Origin of the sequence: Halomonas sp. AOP13-D3-9, from assembly GCF_052379125.1 — a bacterium.
Classification (GTDB): Bacteria; Pseudomonadota; Gammaproteobacteria; order Pseudomonadales; family Halomonadaceae; genus Vreelandella.
Map to the genome: position 1 here is coordinate 144,652 of NZ_JBQSYH010000007.1, position 18,958 is coordinate 163,609.

Sequence of the window (18,958 nt, forward strand, 5' to 3'; positions counted from 1 at the left end):
AACGACTCGCAGCAGTGTGTGTCTGATGTTCGCTCGCGACCTTACGCTGCGGTGCCTGTTCGTTACGATAAACAAGAGGTTGACCGGATTAGCTGCGTTGTTGTGCCCGATACTCCGTAGGGCTGACACCTGTCTCTGCGCGAAAGCGGTTGCTGAAATGACTGCTGGAGCCAAAACCGCAGCGCAGTGCGATTTCAGTCATATTTAGCGATGTTTCCGCCAGCAAGTGTCGTGCCCGGGTAAGGCGATGGCGCAGCACATAGCGATGGGGCGGGTAGCCAGTGGTCTGTTTGAACATGCGGGCGAAGTGGAAGTCACTAAGTCCGGTGATACCCGCCATGGCTGTCAGCGTGAGCGACTGGTTCAGATGATGCTCAATAAACTCCACCACGCGTTTTAATTGCCATGCAGGCAGGCCACCAGTGGGGCGCAAAGTCGGCAGGCGGCGCTGACTGTAGTGGCGTAGGGTATGGATCAATGCCGTTTGGGTGGCGGAATCCAGCGCTAGTTGATCTAGAGGGTCTTGCCAGTTGCTCTGGCCAAGGGTAGTGCAAAACAGCTGAGTGAGCAGGGCGTCCTCAGCAAAGTCGATTTCGTCCAGTTGTACACGTTGGCCATCTTTATCCCATACCTGTTCGATCAACTGGCTCAGGTGAGTGTCGCTGAAATAGAAATGCAGTAGTGAGATAGGCCCGCGTACTTCCCAATTGGTGTCCAGGTTGGCGGGCATTAAACACACGCTGTTGCTGGTCGCGCTGGCAATGGTTTGTGAACCCTGCCAGCGCAGGGAGTTCTCTGCACCGTTAAGATAAACGCTCAGAGTGTGGTGGTTTGAGTGAATGTTCTCAATACGGTCTTTTAAGTTACTCCAACGTGCCAGCGCCATGCCGTTTTTTAGCTGGGTGCTACTCACCAGACGCGCCTGCGTCTGTCTCATCCTGGGATAGTGGTTCAAGGTATCGGTGAACATTGGCGGCTCCTGGGCACTGTGTTAACAGTACTCAGGCTCAGTTCGAAACTCAATCCAACGGATCATTCAACCGCAAGAATAGACAAACAAGGGCAATCGCTGGCAAGCCAGTCTGTACCTTGGAAGCGACACTATGGCTGACGCTAACCACTCAGGGAAGGGCAAGCCATGAATAGCTTTTTATATATCTCAACGGTTCTGATCTGGGGATCGACCTGGTTGGCTATTGCCTGGCAAGTGGGCGACGTGGCGGTGCCAGTCTCGGTGTTTTACCGCTTCCTCATCGCTGCGCTGGTGTTGCTGGGCGGGCTTGCGTTGTTTCGCAGGCGTCAGGCTCTGCAAGCCAGGGATCATCTTTTTTGCCTGTTGCAGGGTGGCTGTGTGTTTGGGCTGAATTTCTACTGCTTCTATACCGCTGCGGGTTATCTACCCAGCGGCCTGATTGCTATCCTGTTTTCGATGTCGATACTGTTTAATGCGGTCAATGGCTACCTGTTCTTTCGCACACCGGTTCCGCGGGTGTTCTACCTGGCGTTGGCCCTTGGTCTGCCGGGTATGGCGCTGATTTTCTGGCAGGATCTGGTCACCGTTGAGGCTACGTGGGAACTGCTGGGCGCCATTGGCTTGGCGTTGCTGGGCACCTACGGGTTTTCGCTGGGTAACATGGTGTCGGTCAGGCACCAGCGGCGGGGTCTGAAAATCAACACTACCAACGCCTTTGCCATGCTGTATGGGGGAGTGCTAATGGGGTCGATTGCATGGTCGCAGGGGGCCAGTTTTAGCCTGCCAGCGGAACCGAGATACTTGGGAGCCTTGGTTTATTTGGCGGTAATAGGCTCGGTAGGAGGCTTTGGTGCCTACTTTATGCTGGTCGGTCGGATCGGTGCCGGTAAAGCGGCCTACGCTACGGTATTGTTTCCTTTGGTTGCGCTGGCGCTGTCAACGGTGTTCGAGGGTTACCAGTGGCATGCGGATGCACTTATAGGGCTAGCAATGATTGTGAGTGGCAACTTACTTATGTTTAATGCTCATCGTTTCGTCTGGCGGTGGCGACAACCTGCTCAGTAACTAAAACCCAGTGACTGAAACATAGTGACTAGAAAGAGGGCAGTCGTATTCCCGTTGGTGTGATTGCACGCTCCAGCGCCACGCTTCAGGCACACCACAAAGCTGGGCCATTTGAACCTTCTATTTATATGCGGCGCCAATAGATTTCGCAGTCCGACGGCTGAACGTGTCTTTTCAGCTTATCCTGGTATTCAAGCAATTGGTGCTGGGACAGTTTCGAATGCTAAAACCCCTGTTTCCTGGGGCTTAAACTGAGCGTGGATCCTGAGCTTGCTGACCATATTCACCTCCGTGTGATACGTGAAGGCACGTAGACAGGCCGCATCTGCATCCAACGTAGACCTTGATCTATATCATCACAAGGTCGATGATCTTTTGAAGGCTATGAGGCGGTGCGTTGCTCAGGCGCGCGGTTCAAAAGTAACCGTTCGCTTTGGGACTGATTCCTCTCGCCGACTCTGTACACCGCATTAAGCAAGCATAATCGTTCCGAGCAGCCGTCATTAAGCCACCTAAGGCTCAGGGTTGATTGTGCCAAAAATTGGCGCGGCTCAATTCAGTGTTAGCTACTCAGAGTAATGTCTATGATGAAAGGTTCAGGTTCGAGCCACCGCCTTCAAAGTACGCTGGCGCTTCCTTGTGGTGCGATTCTAAAGAATCGACTGGCTAAGTCGGCAATGTCAGATTCGCTTGCTGACGGTGAGGGAAATCCGACCGAAGCGCAGATTCGGCTTTACGAAAGATGGGCGGAAGGCGGCGTCGCGGTGTCCTTCGTCGGTGAAGTACAGGGGGATCCGCGCTTTCCAGAGAAACCGGGAAATCTCGTCCTAGGATCACACTCCGATCAGCCTATGCTTCTGTCCCTAACCAGTAAGGCGGTGATTAAGGGCACTCACTTATGGGCGCAACTCGGCCATGCCGGAGCCCTTGCGCACTTGCCGATCAGCCAGCCTAAGGGGCCGTCTGCGCTGAACCTTGATGGCCTTCAATGTGCGGCGATGTCGCCGGATGAGGTTCAAGCATTACCCGCCATGTATGCGAGAACCGCATTACACGCAAAGACAGTGGGCTTTAGCGGTGTGCATATTCACGCGGGACACGGTTTTTTACTCAGTCAGTTCCTTTCTCCACTGTTTAACCATCGAAACGATGGTTACGGCGGTTCAGTCGAAGCGCGATGTCGCATCGTACTTGATGTAATCCGTGAAGTAAGACGTGCTGTTGGCCCGTTGTTTCCAGTCGGGATCAGAATTAATTCGACGGATCAACTGGAAGGTGGATTGACCGACACCGAGGCGCTGGAGGTAGTGCGTCTTCTTGATCAAACTTCGATCGATCTAATTGATATAAGCAGGGGAACCTATTTCCCTGGGGCAAAAGCAAGCTCCGGTGGGGCGAGTTCAGGGCCGTACTTTGTTGATTTTGCGCGACGCGCAAAAGGGGTAACGAATATTCCTTTAATGCTGACGGGTGGATTCAAACGGCGTGATCAAGCAGTGGAGGCAATCGCCAGTGGCGCTGTCGACCTAGTGGGGGTGGCCCGCGCGATGGCGCTTAATCCGCGGCTTGCAGATACCTGGTTAAGCGAGGAAGGGGGTGACTCGAAATTCCCGAGGTTTGAATCTGGTCCTCCTGGGGGGATAACGGCTTGGTACACCATGCGGCTAACAGCTTTAGGCGAAGACCGCTAGAATGATTTTGAACTGGATCTTCCAACTGCCATTAAAGAATACGAGGAGCGTGATGCACAGCGGTGTATTAGATGGAAAAATAAGTTTTCTGGTTTTTGTTAATTAAGATGAATATCGGTTCGCACCGCGTTATATATGATGTTTATGAATCCAACTTATAGAAAATACAGACCTGAAGATCTACAAACGCTGATCCTGCTGATGGCGCAGCTTGGATATGATCACTCTGAAAAGACGCTTTTAGATAATATTGTCGCAGTTCGCGAGAAGGGCGGATAGGTATTTGTGGCGAAGGTAGCTGGAAAAGTACGCGGCTGTGTATCTGACATTATTGATGTGCGCTTAGCCGAGGGGGTTAAGGGCGAAATCGTTAGCTTGGTGCCTGAATTCATAGAATAACTTAAAAAACCGCTGGTCGATGCCTTTTGGAGCTTGATGTAGGCCTGTAAGCCACGACAATCATTTGCCGCACCTCTTTTCCCTTAGCAGTGTAACTCTTCATCCCTTTTGTTTGGCTGGTGTGTCGACAATTATACTAACTCTGCGCCCGCAAGAACCTGGGGATAGACTATGGTTGCCTCTTTTGTTAGCAAGCAGATCGAAGATTGCACCTTTCCAGAGCATCGTTCTTGACGCCATTTAAACAACAGCGACGTGCTAAGCCTATTTTTGGGCCTGCGCGCAGGTTTGGTCTGTTTTATGCAGGTTTCAATTTGTTCACCTGTGTTTATAACAAATATGAGGCTTGCACTATGGATCTCGCTAGGCAGAGATTTTCCAGAGGCACCGTTCCATCTAGTGTTTTGGCGTCCGTAACGATGGGGTTAGAAGAGTTCATCGATGAGCAGGGTGGGCGCAGTGCACAGGTGTTATCGAGAGCCGGCTTAACATCGGGGCTCTACCAAAGCCCGAATCGTCATATTTCCCTCAAACACTATATAAATTCCATGCACGAGGCGGCGCTGTCGACTGGCAACGAGCACTTTGGACTATGGTTCGGCGAGCAGTTCGAGCCGGAAGGGTTGGGGTTATTCGGATTCCATGCGATGACATCGACGGATCTTCGTTCGGCTATTGAGGGCATGCAGGAATATTTTCCTGTATTCCAGCGCAATAGCCTGCTTCAGATGGAGGTGAAAGAGGGTATCTGTCAGTTGGAATATCGGTTACTCGACGGTGAGATCATGGATCGTCGGCAGGATGCCGAACTGACACTGGGGATGCTAAACAATGTACTGAAGCGGGCCATGGGGGCGCATGGATCCCCTCTTGAAGTTCATTTCCAACACCCCGCCCTGGTGGATGCCCAGCAACATCGTCAAGCATTTCACTGTGATATTCGCTTTCATCAGGAACGCAACGTGATCCTGTTTCGAGAGGCGTGTCTTGACCTGCCCATGCCGGATGCCCACCAGATGTTGAATAATGTGACCCTCGGCTCCATCCGTGAACTTGCCGGATTGGTTGAGCAGACATTGACGACCGTGCAGCGAGCCAAGAGCGAAATTATCGCACTCCTGCCCGACGGTGAGACCAGTTTGGATCATGTCGCCCGGCGGCTAAATCTCTCCTCTCGCACGTTGCAGCGGCAGTTGGCGGCCGAGAAACATTCATTCAAGCGTCTGGTCGACGAGGTACGCGAAGAGCAGGCCGTCTGCTACCTGAATTACGAGCGCCTTAGTGTGTCCGAAATCGCCTACCGTTTGGGTTACTCTGACGTCAGCGCGTTCACCCATGCCTTTATGCGCTGGAAAGATGTGAGTCCGAGTGATTGGCGTATGCAGTAGCGCTTCTATTGATGCCGGGTGCCATCGGAATGGCGCCAAATCACAAAACTTCCGTTTCCACGCACAACGCCTTTCCCCATCCTCCCTGAGACACTGAGACCGTCCAACATTAAAGGATGGGAATCATGACTCAGATGCCTAACGTTTTGCCCTCCGTATGGGTATGCCCTGACGAGAATGCGCTGGAGGAAGCCCATATCTTCCTGAAGTGTCATACCGTCAAATATATCCTTGTCCAGTTTGTCGACTTGCACGGCGGTATCAAAAGCAAGTCGGTTCCGGTTCATTGTCTCCGCGATCTGTCAGAGGGCGGTGCCGGTTTTGCCGGTGGCGCGATTCTGGGCTTCGATATGCAACCCAATGATCCAGAGTTCATGGTAGTGGCTGATCTCGCGACCCTGACGTTGCTGCCCTGGCTGCCTGGTTATGCCTGTGTGCGAGGCACCGGTATGGTCGGGGGAACGCCCTATCCGCTGGATCCGCGCAATGTGCTGGCGAAACAAACCATGCGCCTAAAGGAGCGGGGCCTGCGCTTCATGACCGGGCTGGAGCCAGAATTCTACCTCCTCAAGAAGGACAGCGAGGGCAGGGTTGTACCTTTCGATTCTACCGACACTCTCGACAAACCCACCTATGACTACCAGGGGATTACCCGTAACGCCGCTTTTCTTGAAGGCTTATACGACGCGCTGACAGTGATCGGATTGGACGTCTACCAGATCGACCATGAAGATGCCAACGGACAGTTCGAACTTAACTTCAAGTACGACGAGGCGCTTAAGTCCGCTGATAGCATGCAGTTTTTCAAGATGGCCGCCAAAGAGGTAGCTAATAACCTTGGCGCTATTTGCAGCTTCCTGCCCAAGCTGTCAGCGACGACCACGGGCAATGGTATGCACGTGCACTGCTCGCTGGTGGATGACGAAGGCAATTATCTATTCCACGATGACAGTGATCCGAGCGGGATGGGGCTGTCGAAAACCGCTTATCAGTTCATCGCCGGTGTCATCGAACATGCTCCGGCACTGACAGCGCTTCTCTGTCCGTCGGTGAACTCCTACAAACGGCTGATCACCGGGACGCCACAAAGCCCGAGCTGGGCACCGGTCTTTATCGCTTATGGCGACAACAACCGCTCCGCCATGGTGCGCATTCCTTACGGGCGCATTGAGGTGCGTATCGGTGACAGCAGCATGAACCCCTATCTGGCGACGGCTGCCATTATCGCGGCGGGCCTTGACGGCATAGACCGCGAGTTGCAGGCGACCAGCGCCCATTCGGTCAATTTCTACGACCTGAGCCCCAAGCAGGTTGAAGAGCTGGATGTTGCTCGCTTACCTGAAAACCTGAATGAAGCCCTGAAGGCGCTGGAAGCGGACAGCATACTCACTGACGCCCTTGGTGAACGCCTGGTCGCTAGCTTCCTTGGCCTGAAACGCCAAGAGTGGAATGCGTATCACTGTGCCGTGTCCGAATGGGAAATCAACCGTTACCTCACCTTCTACTGATTCAACCTGCCAACTGGCTCAACTCGCTTTGCTGATTCTATTGATAAGGATACGTGACCATGCTCGAACTCACTCAAGAACAGATTGCACAATTTCGCCAAGACGGCTTTTTAATCGTCGATAAAATTATTGAGCCTGAAGCTGCCGCTGACATTCTAGAAAACTTTGCCGGCGTTTTTGACGGCACCTATCAAACCGGCATTAAGCCGGATGAAGTAAACCTGCCGGTCGGTGACCCGCCTTATACCAAACAGATTTGTAATGCCTGGAAGTCGGATCTCAGCGTTGCGCGGCACATCTTGTCGGAGAACCTGGGGCGAGCCTGCGCGCAATTGGGTGGCTGGGAGGGAAGTCGCCTAATGATCGATAACCTGCTCTGGAAACCCGTTAAAGGTCGCTCTATCGGCTTCCACCAAGACAGTATGTACTCACTCTGGATCAACAAGCCCGCATTGGTTAGCTGCTGGGTGGCGCTGGATAAAACGACATCTGATGGTGGCACCCTGGTGTATATCAAGGGGTCACACAAGTGGGGTGAAGCCAAGCCAATCATGCAGTTCCACGGCCCAGAAGATGACCTTAAGGAGGTCCGCGAATGGGCCGAGTCTCATGGGCTTGAACTGGAGCTGGTGCCGGTTGTGGTGCCGCCAGGTGGTGGTGCCTTCCATGATGGCTGGTTATGGCATGGCTCACGCATTAACCAGGCAGCGGTGCCTCGTAGGGCGCTGGCAGCGCACTTCTTCCAGCATGATATCGAGTTCAATCCCGAACTGATGACTGTCGGTAATGGGCCGATCTACGGCAAGTACAAGAAGTTCGGATCTAATGAGGTCGATGAAAGCTATTTTCCGATCACCTACCGTAAAGATGGTTACCGAACGCCAGGGCTGGACGAGTATCTAGCCAAAGGAATTGTGTAATGAACATTGTTGCCATCATGGCCGGCGGGATGGAGGGCCCCGCCGAGTCTGGCCGAATAGGCGAGGTGGTGGCAGAGTGCGGTGGTCGTTTGCACTGGTTCTACCGACGTCGCGGCGACCACTTACCTCATGACATTGAGGACTACGATGCCTTGATTGTCTTTGGTGGAGAAGTGAGTGTTCACGATCCACACCTACAAGACTACTTCAATGAGCTGGCAGGGTTAATCCACCGTTTTGCCGCGTCTGGGAAGCCGATTCTGGGTTCCTGCCTCGGCTGTCAGGCGATTGCCTACGCCTTTGGCGCTAACGTAGAGCCTCAGGGGTTTCTGGAATATGGCTTCACACCACTGGCGCTGACTGAGGCGGGTCTCAATGATCCACTTTTGGATGGTTTGCCGCCCCAATCAATCCTTTTTGAGATGCACTCGGACACCTTCGAACTGCCAGAAGGCGCCACTCTTTTAATGTACGGAAAGTCGGTCAAGCATCAGGCCTATCGCTTGGGGGACAAAATCTATGCGTTCCAATGTCACTTTGAGGTGACCCCGGAGATAGTCGATACCTGGAATCGACGAGAACTGATTGATAACCCCACTCACGACCAGGATCGAATCGCAGACATGATGGCCGAGGCGAAAAACGGCTTTAAGCAGTATCAAGTGGCGCAAACTGCGTTTGCTAGCACCGTGGTGCGCCGTTGGCTGGATCTTATTGACACCCGAGCGGTGTAAGGAGAGCCCCATGGGCACTGAAACGCTAACACTTGAGAGCCTGCGGGCTTCTCTTGACGCGCAACAAGCGATTATCGAGATGCATCAGTCGATGAATATGGAGGTGTTCTACTGGTGGTGTACGGCGCTGATGTTAATGATCCATGCAGGTTTTCTTGCCTATGAGATGGGCGCGTCGCGTAGTAAGAATGCGCTGGCAGCAGGAGTTAAAAACATTCTTGCCCTCGCGATGATTATACCCGTGTTCTATCTGGTGGGATGGTGGATCTACCTTTCCTTCCCGGGGGGCTTGATACCCGTGTCGGTGTCTGCAGCATTGCCCTGGTCGGCCAGTATGGGGCCGAACCTGGATGAAATGGGGACTGGTGTATTCTGGGCAGCGTTTGCACTTTTTGGTGCAACTTCCGGTTCCATCTTGTCCGGCGCGGTAATAGAGCGAATCCGGGTGAGTGCTTTCCTGATTCTCACCGTTTTGGTGGGTGGCATCGTATGGATATTGGGCGCAGCCTGGGGGTGGCACCCAGACGGATGGATGCTGGCCAAACTTGGCTATCACGATGTGGGGGCCTCTGGTGTCGTTCATGCGGTAGCCGGATTCTTTACGTTGGGGGTGCTTATCAACCTTGGGCCGCGTCGGGGTAAGTTTATTAATGGCATCGCTCAGACGATCGCGCCCCATAGCCTGCCAATGACGCTAAGCGGCTTGATGATGATCATTTTTGGGTTCTTTGGCTTCCTGGGGGGTTGCATCATTTTCAATACCGGTGACATTGGCTGGACGACCATCTACAACACACCAACCAATCTCTCGGCGTTTGCCTTCAATACCTTGATGGGCTTTGCTGGTGGCATTGTTGGTTGCTATTTTGCGACTCGAGACCCGTTTTGGACGATGTCAGGGGGACTGGTTGGTATCATTTCTGTTGCGGCGGGCCTTGATCTTTATGATCCGGCGTTGGCTTTCATCGTGGCGGCTGGTGTCGGCGTGATGGCGGTCAAGTTTGCTCAGTTACTGGAACGTCGAGGTATCGATGATGCCGTGGGTGCGGTTGCCGTGCATGGTTTCGCAGGCGTGGCGGCGTTGATTCTGGTCGGTGTATTGGCAAGTGGTACTCCGAATGCGAATGGCTATCCGCCTATTTCACTCAGCGGCCAAATGATCGCATCAGTCGTGATGGCATTGGTTGGCTTCGTTCCAGGCTACGGGGTCTCTTTAGCGCTCAAAAAGCTCAACCTGCTGCGGGTGCCTGAAAAGGTGGAAGACCTGGGTATTGATGAGGTTGAGTTGATTGCCAAGTCCTATCCAGAGGCCAACGTGCCTGCCACCGTACAGAGCGAAGTTCCCAATAAATTGGGTAATGCTTGAAACAGGAGATGAACAATGGGTACATCATTCAACAGTTGGGATGAAGTCGCTGCCTACTTTATGTTCGCCGACAAGCTGATAGTGTTGATAATACTCGCCTTCATATTGGCCTTAATGTGTGTTGGCCTGGTCGCCTCAATAAAACGGCACGAAGACGAAGCATTTGCCGAACATCTTAATGAGGAGGTGGAAAAGACGACCTAGGTGTCCGCTTGGGAGGAACGACTCTTGGCATAACAAACTAGGTTTCTACACTACTAAGGCCTGTTGACGTTTCCTCCGCGACCACGGTGAAGTGTCAATAGGCCCTAGTGCTGCTTAGCTACCACCTTGAACTGTTATTAACTACGTCACACCAGTTCACGCTTATCACGTCGTGCAATGCGAATGTCTTTGACGGTGGCGATGCCAATCACCGCGAAGATGACAAGTGAGATCAACGGCCAGATCAGTACATATAACGCCAAGATAAAGGTTTGCATGGGCTTTCCTATTGTCTGGGCTGGTGCGCTTGGCGCACCAGCGGATGAAGTGACTCTAACGTAATGCAGGGCTTAGCTTTGCGTAGCAGACTGGGCCGGATCGTAGTTGATCACTTTCTGATCGATCTGCGAGAAATCGAACTTTTTCGAACTCATCAGGCTGACCGCGATGCAGACGATGGTGCTGACGCCGTAGGCCATTAATGAAGCCAGTAGCACCGTGTAGTCGCGCAGGAATCCAAGACTGAAGTAAGCAAGCGCGATCGCGCATAGCGCGCCGACGACCAAGCCAACCCGGCGTCCGCAAAACCCGAAGGCCATCAAACCGAGCACCACACCACCACCGACGGCGGCGAGTAGTTCAAACAGCCCCGCAGTGATGCCCACCATGGGTACTAGCTCGAAGCGTGCGACGCAGAACATTACCAGGCCCGCGATCACCGCAGAGGTGAAGGCCTTGTTGGTCACGCGGTCCCAGAAGCAGCTGGCGATGACCGGGAACACAATCGCGCCCCAGAGTGCACCAACAAAGACCAGCATGATCAGAATGTCCATCGAGAAGCTGGCGAGAATCACCCCGATCAGCGTTGCAACGATCATGGTTAGCCTGCCGATAAACAGCATTTTGGTCGGGTCGGGTTTGTTTTTGGCGATATTCTTGCCATACACGTCGGCCATCACAATAGCGGACATGGCGGAGAGATCCGAGTCAGCGGTAGAGGAGAGCGAACCGATTACCAGAATGAAGAACAGCCCGATAAACACCGGCGAGAGGTACATCGAAACCATCTGCGGGATCAGATTGTTCATGTCGCCATCAATCGGCTCCATGCCGGTCATCAGCGCCATCAAACCAATCATGCCCAAACCGATGACGATCGCACCGTAACCAATGGTCGCGGTGATAAAGGTCGGTTTAATGTGGTCTTCACGCACGGCAAATAGACGCTGGGAAATAGTCTGGTTGCCAATCGCGTAAGCCAGCACCGCCACAAAGAAGGGCGCACCCTGATTGAGGATCGCGTCCATCGAGAACAGGTTGGCTTGTTCTGGGGTAAGAAGGCTCATGCCATCTGACAGCGTTTCTGGGCCACCGAGAGCGAACATCACCGCTGGAATAATCAGAATGGCCACGGCCATCATCGCCATTAGCTGGGCGAAATCCGTTAGCACCGAGGCGCGGAAGCCTGACCACAACGTATAGGAGAGCACCCCGACCCCGGCAATAACCACACCGGCCTGGAACGAGAGTGGCGAAAGCACCGAGACCAGCGCGCCGGAAGCCGTGAAGTTGACCATCAGACTGATAATGCTGCCCAGAATGTTGGAGGACGCGAGTATCAACTGGCTGGAAGAACCATGGCGAGCATGGATAAGCTCACCCAGGGTATGGGCATTGGGCGCCAGTTTGCGAAAGCGACGACCAAAGGGGTAGATGAACAGAATCATCAACGCGCCCCATAGGCCGTAGTGCAAAGGGCCGGAAATGCCGTAGGTATAACCCGAGGTAGCCGCACCGTAAAACGAGGCGGCCCAGATCCAGGTGGCGGTCATACTGGCAGCGCCAAGACCAAAGCCAATCTGGTGGTTGGACACCATAAAGGCGTCGGTATTTTCCTTTTTCTTCTTAATCAGCAGGGTCAGCAGGTAAGTGCCGCCGTAAAAAGCCGCTAGCAAAGCGAGGACAGTCAGGGTCGAGAACTGATAAAAACTTTCTTCGTTCATGGAATACCCATAGGCTTTGCAGCCTTAGCATCCTTCATCACAACCAGAGTTCCATTACGGAGAGGCGTCAGAGGACGTAAGCAAAAACAGAACATCTTTCTAAGTATGTCTGTAGCGAGATGAGACCACGGTTGGCAGTCTGGTAGTGCAATATCCGGCGTTGGAGACGCCTTGGTAAGGGGGCCGAATTGACGCACACAGTGAACTACAACAAAGCGCTGGGAGGATCGATCCGGTTGGCTACCCTACTCCCTTAAGCATGAACAGTACAGGTTGTTGCCCTAAAGGGTAGGGGGATAGATAGATAGGTTGGGATGGGTGAAGACTACACTTACACTAGGCACTTGAAAAATTTTTAGGCTCTTCGTCATTCGGTATGGAATTATTTCTGACAGGTGACCTGTGGGAGGTAGCTTTAGCTCGCGTCCGTTTAGGCTGCCAGCCTGACAACACCGGGGTACCTTTGGTACCCTTCGCCCGCTGGAAGCGGCCTCCCACAACAGACAGTTGGCTTGGTGGTTCTGTCTGAACCGTGAGGCACAAAATGTGCCGGTTAATATTAAATCCACATTAGATGACGAATAACCAATTTTTATAACAGGGAATCAAAACTCGGTAATAAGTACAAATATTCAAAATACGCTGTGTGCTCCGCCAATACTGCCAAGCCAATTCCGATTAACACAACGCCACCGATAAGCTCCGCCCAGTGGCCAACAAACTTACCGAGCTTATGACCAAGCAGTGTACCAATGGAGGCCATGACGGTGGTGGCGAGGCCGATAGCCAGACTGGTGGCGATGATACTGGCATCGATCAACGCAAGGCTAGCACCGACGGCCATGGCATCAATGCTGGTAGCAGTGGCGGTTAGGATTAATAGCCAGAGTGTTTGTTTACGGTGCTCTATCTTGTGCTCTTTCTTGAGCCCGGTATAAATCATATGCAAGCCAATCACCGACAACAGGGTAAAGGCTACCCAGTGATCCCAGGCCTGCACATACTGTTGCGATACCATCCCAGCCGCCCAGCCGAGTAAAGGAGTGATGGCTTCGATTACGCCAAATACCAAGCCAATACCGATAGCATGGCGGAATCGGGGCTTTTGCAGTTCAGCACCTTTGCTGATGGAGGCGGCAAAAGCATCCGCTGACATGGAAACAGCCAGGAATAATAGGGTGATGGGGGTCATGAAATATACATGCTCTCGCTGAATAAGTACCGCGTATATAAACCCAAGGTCACGGTGATAAAAACCATGTCTGAGTGTAAATGTAGGGCGTTTAATAGAGCGAATCCTAGCATGATTTAATGCTTAAAAAAGCTAAGAAATTAAAAATAAAGTTTGTAGTAGTGAACTAATGTAGCCTTGGCTAACAATCTTTATATAAGCTTATTTTGTTGGTCTTTTTAATGTTTTAATGGTTTTTTATTCATCTGTTTGAGATGGCGTTTTTAGTTGTTTTAAAGCTAAGGATTAATAATGGCAATGTGTTAGAGCAACCATTTAGCCGCTGGACTGCCCCTATGCGTTGGAGAAACCATGCTTGGCCATTCAGCGCACGTGCTAAGGTGTGTCGCAATGGATTTCTGATGATTTGCGTCAACATGCAGAGCATGACTAACACCGGGATTAAAAGTAAAAAGTCGTGTATGGCGTACGTCTCCCTTGATCCTCTCTGCTATCGGGAGCCAAAGCAATGTCGAAAAATATGCGCTTAGCGGCGTTTATTCGTGCTGAAATAGAACCGATTCTTCAGGATTGGGAAGATTTCGCCAAAACCATCCTTCATGCGAGCCATATGAATACGTCCGGTCTGCGCGACCACGCCAGAAACATGCTTCTGGTGATTGCTGATCAGTCCAGTTTCCGAGGTAAGTTCGTTCATACCTTTGCTTCAGACCAGGGTGAAAGGTACGAGTATCTACTTGCGCCCGTGCTGGACGAGCATTTAAATACCGAAGCCACCGTTTGTATGCTCCGAGATATTACCGAACAGGCACTCGCTGAAGAGAAAATATGGCATAACGCCCATCATGACCTTCTGACCGGACTACCGAATCGACGCCTTTTCCTGGATCGTCTGGATCAGGAAATTAAGCATGCTAAGCGCCTTGGTAAGCCTATTTCGCTTCTATTTATGGATCTTGACGGTTTCAAACAAGTCAACGATTCGCTTGGCCATGAAGCGGGGGACAGGTTGCTCTCCGTAGTAGCCGAGCGTCTTAATGGATGTGTCCGGGAAAGCGATACGGTTGCGCGTCTAGGCGGTGATGAATTTACCGTGATTCTCACCGGCGTTGAGCAGCGCAAGGATATTGAGCGCGTGGCTCAGAACATTGTGGAGGCACTGGCTATGCCATTTCCCGTCGAGCCACGGCCTGTCCATATTTCTGTCAGCATTGGCATCTCATGCTACCCCCAGGCCGCATCCACCCCGGGTGCGTTGCTAGAAGCCGCGGATAAGGCCATGTACAGAGCTAAAAAAGCGGGATCTAATCAAATGTGTTTTTACGACGCGCTTGATAAAAAAGACACAGCTTCGCCCTAGCTTTTTCTTCGCGGATAAGCCATTTCCCCAGATCCAAAGCCTACATCGTACTTCGACATTCCTTGCTTGTGCTAAGGTGTTTACAAAGTAGTTGGCTAATAAGTTTAGTTAACACGCTATCAAACATGAAATATTAATTAAGCACAGTCAATTAGAGTTTCTCTTTTCTAGTTTTAATTGGTAGCTAAAAATGTCAATAAACATTCGATTAGCGACGTTTATTCGGTTGGAAATGGAGCCAATCCTGCTGGCTTGGGAAAAATTTGCCAAAACTCTCCTTCATGCCAGGTATATGGAAAAGGCTGAGCTGCGCGCCCACGCCAGGGATATGCTTCTTGAGATTGCCGACGATCTAGAGTCAAATCAAAGTGAGACAGAGCAGGTTTCCAAGTCGCAAGGATTAGCACCAGACGATGGGGAAGAGTCTTGGGCAGAGGTTCGCGCTGAGGGGCGGCATGCCAGCGGCTTTAGCGTTATTGAGGTGATTTCTGAGTTTCGCGCCCTGCGTGCCAGCGTGGTATCACTCTGGTCTAAAACTTATCCAAAAATTTCTGTTCAGCAGCGCGAAGACCTCTCCCGGTTTCATGAGGCGATAGACCAGGCCGTTGCTGAAACGCTGCAGCAGTATGCAACTACGAATGATATGGATACTAGGCTGTTCGGTGCCATTCTGGTCGCCTCACCCGATCCGATTTATGTGTTGGATCTCGAAGGTAAGTTCATTTATGCCAACAGAGCCAGTGACAACCTTTTCGCTCTTGAACCTGAGGCGATCATTGGCAAATCGCCCTTAGATCTTGGGTTTTCATTCGCTTGGGATTTTCACCGCCACTTTGAGAAGGTGATTACTGATCAGGTCATCTACCGAGGTAGGTTTGTCTATTCATTTGCTTCTGGCGATGGCGAGCGGTTCGAGTATCTGCTTGCTCCCGTGCTGGATGAACAAAAGAACACCGAGGCGGCTATCTGTATTTTCCGTGATATCACCGAACAGGCGCTCACGGAAGAAAAAAATTGGCATAGCGCTCACCATGACCTTCTGACGGGGCTGCCGAACCGGCGGCTTTTCCTGGATCGCTTGGAACAGGAGATCAAACATGCAAAGCGTCATAGCCAATCTCTTGCACTGCTTTTCTTGGACCTTAATGGTTTTAAAAAAATCAACGATTCCCTCGGCCATGAAGCGGGAGATCAGGTATTAACTACAGTAGCAAACCGCTTAACTGAGTGTGTCAGGGAGAACGACACGGTGGCCCGTTTGGGAGGAGATGAATTTACCGTGATTCTCGCTGGCGCAGGGCAACGTAGAGATGTGGAACGGGTGGTTCAGAAAATTCTTGAAGCACTTAAGCAGCCTTTGCTTATCGCGCTAGAGCCTGTGCAGATTTCCGCAAGTATTGGCATCTCCTCTTACCCTCAAAGTGCATCTACTCCCAATACTCTGCTAGATGCTGCGGATCAGGCTATGTACAGAGCCAAGAAATCCGGCTCAAACCAGATGTGTTTTTATGATTCCTTTGATAAAAAAGACACAACTTCGTTTTAAATTTTTTATTGATCAAGACGTATCTGCAGCAACTGCTGCCGACCGTGCTGTTGTTCAGGCGGGCTGTGGTACCGCTTGTTGCCCCCGTAATTGGCTGACGTCAGCGCGAGGTGGCGCGCCGAACATGCGGCTATATTCGCGGCTGAAGTGTGAAGGGCTTTCGTAACCCACACGATAGCTGGCGGTGGCCGCTTCCAGTCCTTCTGCCAGCATCAGCCGCCGGGCTTCATGTAGGCGAAGCTTCTTTTGATACTGTAGAGGCGACATGCGAGTGACTTGGCGGAAGCTGTGATAAAGCGTCGATTCGCTCATGTTGGCGGCATCTGCCAGCTCACGGATCTTAAGTGGCTGGGCAAAGTGCTCTTTAAGGGTGTAGATAACCTGCGCAATCCGATTAGCTTGAGAGTCCGAGGCGGCAAACCGGCGCATATGTGGCCCCAATGCGCCCATTAATGCCCGGTAGATCAGCTCCCGCCGGGCCAAGGGTGAAAGCACCTTAATATCTTCTGGGGAATCGAGCAGGCTTAATAAGCGAAAGAGCGCGCCCTGCATACGGGCATCCATGGGAGCCGACTTTAATCCGCAGTCCATCTCGGAACAGATAGCATCACTCCCCGAGAGCGGTGCCTTATCACCCAGTTCCAGTATCAGTCCCGCTACTTCCTGAGGATCCACAGAGACTTTTACCGCCAGAAAGGGTTTTTCTGAGGAGGCATGGTCAATCCTGCCTACCACTGGCAAGTGAACGGCGCTCGCCATGTAGCTGGGGCCGGTGTATACGATCTCCTTGTCACCCAGTAACACGGTCTTGCTGCCCTGAATGACAAAGCACAAGCACGGTTCATAGACGGCGCAGTGAAAACTGGTAGGGGCGTCAGTGCGCACCAGTTGAACTTCGGCAATCGCCGTGTCCTGAAGTGCTTCAAGGGGCGACCAGCGGCGGACGACTTGGCTCAATTGTTGCGGCAGGCTGTCGCTGAAATGGGTGATCTGTTCAGGTGCGATAACGGTCACGGGGCTCTCCTCCTTAACAGTTTGCAGTATATGCCCTCGCTTGACGAATCGAAGGCTTTTCGGCTGGTTTTGCAGAATCAGGCAAGCACCCCGTAGAAACCGACAATTCGCATTAAGTGTCATCACGTTGTCATCGTGGCTATGCACCGAAATAGGTCGTTAACTCGCCTCACCCTCTTATTTGCGCTTTTACTCGCCACGACAGAATTAGGCAATCTTCCCGCAGGAACCTGATACCTCCCACGCTCTCCCTTCACTTATGTTAGCTGATATCCGGTCGGTGCTTGGTCTCTGGTCGAATCTGGCGCTGCTTAACCGACTACATAACTGCCAACGCGACACCCATCTATATAACGAACGCCGCTATCGGATGCCGGTAGCCAGGGGAGCAAGTCATCATGGGAAGTCTGTCTCAAAGAACCCGCTTTGCAAGCAGTCGGACGGTGATCCCGTTTTTGCTAATAACGATCCTACTAGCTGGCTGTGAGGCCAAGAGCGAGGAGGCCGCCGTGCCTTCGCAGCCGCCACCGGAGGTTGACGTAGCGGAAATCGTCGCTCAGCCGGTAGTGTTGAGTGAGTCATTTACCGGACGGGTGGAAGCGGCTGAAACGGTAGAGCTAAGAGCCCGGGTTAGCGGCTATATCCAGGAAGTGGCCTTCGAGGAGGGAGAGCTGGTAGAGCAGGGGGATCTACTCTTCCTAATTGATCCGCGTCCATATCAGGCCCGTGTTAATGCCGCCCAGGCGGATCTAGCCCAGGCCAGGAGCCAGCAGGCTCAGGCTGGCAGTGAAGCCGAGCGTGCCCGAGTGTTGCTGGGGCGTCAGGCCATTTCCCAGGAGGTGCATGACCAGCGTCAATCGGCCCTGAGTAATTCGCGTGCCATGGTCGATGCCGCCACGGCAGCGTTGCAGACCGCCGAGCTTGACCTTGAATACACCCGCATTACAGCGCCGGTCAGTGGCCGTGCCGGTCGGGCAATGGTGACCCGAGGCAATTTAGCTAACGCTGACCAAAGCCTGCTGACAACCGTCGTTAGCATCGATCCAATCCATGTTTACTTCGAAGCGGATGAACAGGCCGCCTTTGCCAGTCAGGCACTAATGGTCGATGGCGAGAGCAGCCTGAAGATTGAGCTGGGCGGCGACCCGCAGCGCCAATACGCGGGCACCCTGGACTTTATCGACAACCGTTTAAATCCTAATACGGGAACTCTGCAGTTTCGGGCGCTACTGGCTAATGCGGATGGTCGCATTCGGCCGGGAGAGTTTGCTCGGGTCGCAATGCCGGTGTCCCGTTTGGATCAGGCACTGTTACTGGATCGCAAGGCGATCCTGACCGACCAGGATCGCCGCTACGTGTATGTCGTTGATGGAGACAATCGGGCTGAGCGTCGTCAGGTGGCCACTGGCCGTCAGATGGGAGAGCAGGTGGTGATTACCGAGGGGCTCAGCCCCGGAGACCGAATCATCGTCAACGGGGTGCAAAAAGTGTTCTTCCCCGGAATGGAAGTGAGCCCGCAAAGCGTAGCGGCCGCCCCGGCGGCTGATGCCCCTATTTCCGACGATCAGCCCACCATTGCGGCCAGGGAGGAGTAA

The 18,958-nt window shown here is 52.6% G+C and carries 16 protein-coding genes; 11 read left to right on the forward strand and 5 right to left on the reverse strand.

Going from position 1 to position 18,958, the window contains the following annotated elements:
* Positions 1–88: 88 nt before the first annotated feature.
* Positions 89–970: a helix-turn-helix domain-containing protein gene (locus ACT3UM_RS09680; RefSeq protein WP_498898245.1), complete on the reverse strand. Its 882-nt coding sequence runs from the start codon at positions 968–970 to the stop codon at positions 89–91.
* Between the two features lie 168 nt (positions 971–1,138).
* On the opposite strand from ACT3UM_RS09680, the gene ACT3UM_RS09685 reads away from it, so the two are divergent.
* From ACT3UM_RS09685 to ACT3UM_RS09720, 8 genes are all read left to right on the forward strand, one after another.
* Positions 1,139–2,038, forward strand: a complete 900-nt coding sequence (locus ACT3UM_RS09685) for a DMT family transporter (RefSeq protein ID WP_498898247.1) — start codon at positions 1,139–1,141, stop codon at positions 2,036–2,038.
* A gap of 584 nt (positions 2,039–2,622) precedes the next feature.
* The gene (locus ACT3UM_RS09690) at positions 2,623–3,729 is read left to right on the forward strand and encodes an oxidoreductase (protein WP_498898249.1); all 1,107 of its coding nucleotides are present in this window, start codon (positions 2,623–2,625) and stop codon (positions 3,727–3,729) included.
* Positions 3,730–4,547: 818 nt separating this feature from the next.
* Positions 4,548–5,516: an AraC-like transcriptional regulator QhpR gene (gene qhpR, locus ACT3UM_RS09695; RefSeq protein ID WP_498898251.1), complete on the forward strand. Its 969-nt coding sequence runs from the start codon at positions 4,548–4,550 to the stop codon at positions 5,514–5,516.
* 125 nt (positions 5,517–5,641) lie between these two features.
* Positions 5,642–7,024: a type III glutamate--ammonia ligase gene (gene glnT / locus ACT3UM_RS09700; protein WP_498898253.1), complete on the forward strand. Its 1,383-nt coding sequence runs from the start codon at positions 5,642–5,644 to the stop codon at positions 7,022–7,024.
* A 59-nt stretch (positions 7,025–7,083) separates the two neighbouring features.
* Positions 7,084–7,944, forward strand: coding sequence for a phytanoyl-CoA dioxygenase family protein (locus ACT3UM_RS09705; protein WP_498898256.1), 861 nt, complete (start codon positions 7,084–7,086; stop codon positions 7,942–7,944).
* Positions 7,944–8,678: a type 1 glutamine amidotransferase gene (locus ACT3UM_RS09710; protein ID WP_498898258.1), complete on the forward strand. Its 735-nt coding sequence runs from the start codon at positions 7,944–7,946 to the stop codon at positions 8,676–8,678. The genes ACT3UM_RS09705 and ACT3UM_RS09710 overlap by 1 nt, the downstream gene beginning before the upstream one ends.
* 10 nt (positions 8,679–8,688) lie before the next feature.
* Complete coding sequence (locus ACT3UM_RS09715; RefSeq protein ID WP_498898260.1) at positions 8,689–10,044, forward strand: ammonium transporter; 1,356 nt, start codon at positions 8,689–8,691, stop codon at positions 10,042–10,044.
* A 15-nt stretch (positions 10,045–10,059) separates the two neighbouring features.
* Entirely contained in the window at positions 10,060–10,248 is a 189-nt protein-coding gene (locus ACT3UM_RS09720) for a hypothetical protein (RefSeq protein WP_498898262.1), read from the forward strand.
* A 146-nt stretch (positions 10,249–10,394) separates the two neighbouring features.
* Here the strand turns inward: ACT3UM_RS09720 and ACT3UM_RS09725 are convergent, their stop codons facing one another.
* The 3 genes from ACT3UM_RS09725 to ACT3UM_RS09735 all read right to left on the reverse strand — a co-directional run bounded on the left by ACT3UM_RS09725 (position 10,395) and on the right by ACT3UM_RS09735 (position 13,443).
* The gene (locus ACT3UM_RS09725; RefSeq protein ID WP_022520569.1) at positions 10,395–10,526 is read right to left on the reverse strand and encodes a putative transporter small subunit; all 132 of its coding nucleotides are present in this window, start codon (positions 10,524–10,526) and stop codon (positions 10,395–10,397) included.
* Positions 10,527–10,598: 72 nt separating this feature from the next.
* Positions 10,599–12,251 (reverse strand): sodium:solute symporter family protein, encoded by a 1,653-nt coding sequence (locus ACT3UM_RS09730; RefSeq protein WP_498898265.1) that lies wholly within the window; start codon positions 12,249–12,251, stop codon positions 10,599–10,601.
* Between the two features lie 592 nt (positions 12,252–12,843).
* On the reverse strand, positions 12,844–13,443 hold the full coding sequence (locus ACT3UM_RS09735) for a manganese efflux pump MntP (RefSeq protein ID WP_498898267.1): 600 nt from the start codon (positions 13,441–13,443) through the stop codon (positions 12,844–12,846).
* Between the two features lie 508 nt (positions 13,444–13,951).
* Between ACT3UM_RS09735 and ACT3UM_RS09740 the strand changes: the two genes are divergently transcribed.
* Entirely contained in the window at positions 13,952–14,803 is an 852-nt protein-coding gene (locus ACT3UM_RS09740) for a diguanylate cyclase domain-containing protein (protein ID WP_498898268.1), read from the forward strand.
* 190 nt (positions 14,804–14,993) lie between these two features.
* Complete coding sequence (locus tag ACT3UM_RS09745) at positions 14,994–16,349, forward strand: diguanylate cyclase domain-containing protein (protein WP_498898270.1); 1,356 nt, start codon at positions 14,994–14,996, stop codon at positions 16,347–16,349.
* Positions 16,350–16,403: 54 nt separating this feature from the next.
* Here the strand turns inward: ACT3UM_RS09745 and ACT3UM_RS09750 are convergent, their stop codons facing one another.
* The gene (locus ACT3UM_RS09750; RefSeq protein WP_498898272.1) at positions 16,404–17,363 is read right to left on the reverse strand and encodes an AraC family transcriptional regulator; all 960 of its coding nucleotides are present in this window, start codon (positions 17,361–17,363) and stop codon (positions 16,404–16,406) included.
* A gap of 509 nt (positions 17,364–17,872) precedes the next feature.
* Between ACT3UM_RS09750 and ACT3UM_RS09755 the strand changes: the two genes are divergently transcribed.
* Entirely contained in the window at positions 17,873–18,958 is a 1,086-nt protein-coding gene (locus ACT3UM_RS09755; protein ID WP_498898274.1) for an efflux RND transporter periplasmic adaptor subunit, read from the forward strand.

What these genes read in the sequence shown, in the direction of transcription:
- ACT3UM_RS09710 (WP_498898258.1), top strand. Translation starts at nt 7,944, where the DNA reads ATGAACATTGTTGCCATCATGGCCGGCGGGATGGAGGGCCCCGCCGAG.
- ACT3UM_RS09730 (WP_498898265.1), bottom strand. Translation starts at nt 12,251, where the DNA reads ATGAACGAAGAAAGTTTTTATCAGTTCTCGACCCTGACTGTCCTCGCT.
- glnT (WP_498898253.1), top strand. Translation starts at nt 5,642, where the DNA reads ATGACTCAGATGCCTAACGTTTTGCCCTCCGTATGGGTATGCCCTGAC.
- ACT3UM_RS09740 (WP_498898268.1), top strand. Translation starts at nt 13,952, where the DNA reads ATGTCGAAAAATATGCGCTTAGCGGCGTTTATTCGTGCTGAAATAGAA.
- ACT3UM_RS09715 (WP_498898260.1), top strand. Translation starts at nt 8,689, where the DNA reads ATGGGCACTGAAACGCTAACACTTGAGAGCCTGCGGGCTTCTCTTGAC.
- ACT3UM_RS09705 (WP_498898256.1), top strand. Translation starts at nt 7,084, where the DNA reads ATGCTCGAACTCACTCAAGAACAGATTGCACAATTTCGCCAAGACGGC.
- ACT3UM_RS09725 (WP_022520569.1), bottom strand. Translation starts at nt 10,526, where the DNA reads ATGCAAACCTTTATCTTGGCGTTATATGTACTGATCTGGCCGTTGATC.
- ACT3UM_RS09690 (WP_498898249.1), top strand. Translation starts at nt 2,623, where the DNA reads ATGATGAAAGGTTCAGGTTCGAGCCACCGCCTTCAAAGTACGCTGGCG.
- ACT3UM_RS09745 (WP_498898270.1), top strand. Translation starts at nt 14,994, where the DNA reads ATGTCAATAAACATTCGATTAGCGACGTTTATTCGGTTGGAAATGGAG.
- ACT3UM_RS09735 (WP_498898267.1), bottom strand. Translation starts at nt 13,443, where the DNA reads ATGACCCCCATCACCCTATTATTCCTGGCTGTTTCCATGTCAGCGGAT.
- ACT3UM_RS09720 (WP_498898262.1), top strand. Translation starts at nt 10,060, where the DNA reads ATGGGTACATCATTCAACAGTTGGGATGAAGTCGCTGCCTACTTTATG.
- ACT3UM_RS09680 (WP_498898245.1), bottom strand. Translation starts at nt 970, where the DNA reads ATGTTCACCGATACCTTGAACCACTATCCCAGGATGAGACAGACGCAG.
- qhpR (WP_498898251.1), top strand. Translation starts at nt 4,548, where the DNA reads ATGGGGTTAGAAGAGTTCATCGATGAGCAGGGTGGGCGCAGTGCACAG.
- ACT3UM_RS09685 (WP_498898247.1), top strand. Translation starts at nt 1,139, where the DNA reads ATGAATAGCTTTTTATATATCTCAACGGTTCTGATCTGGGGATCGACC.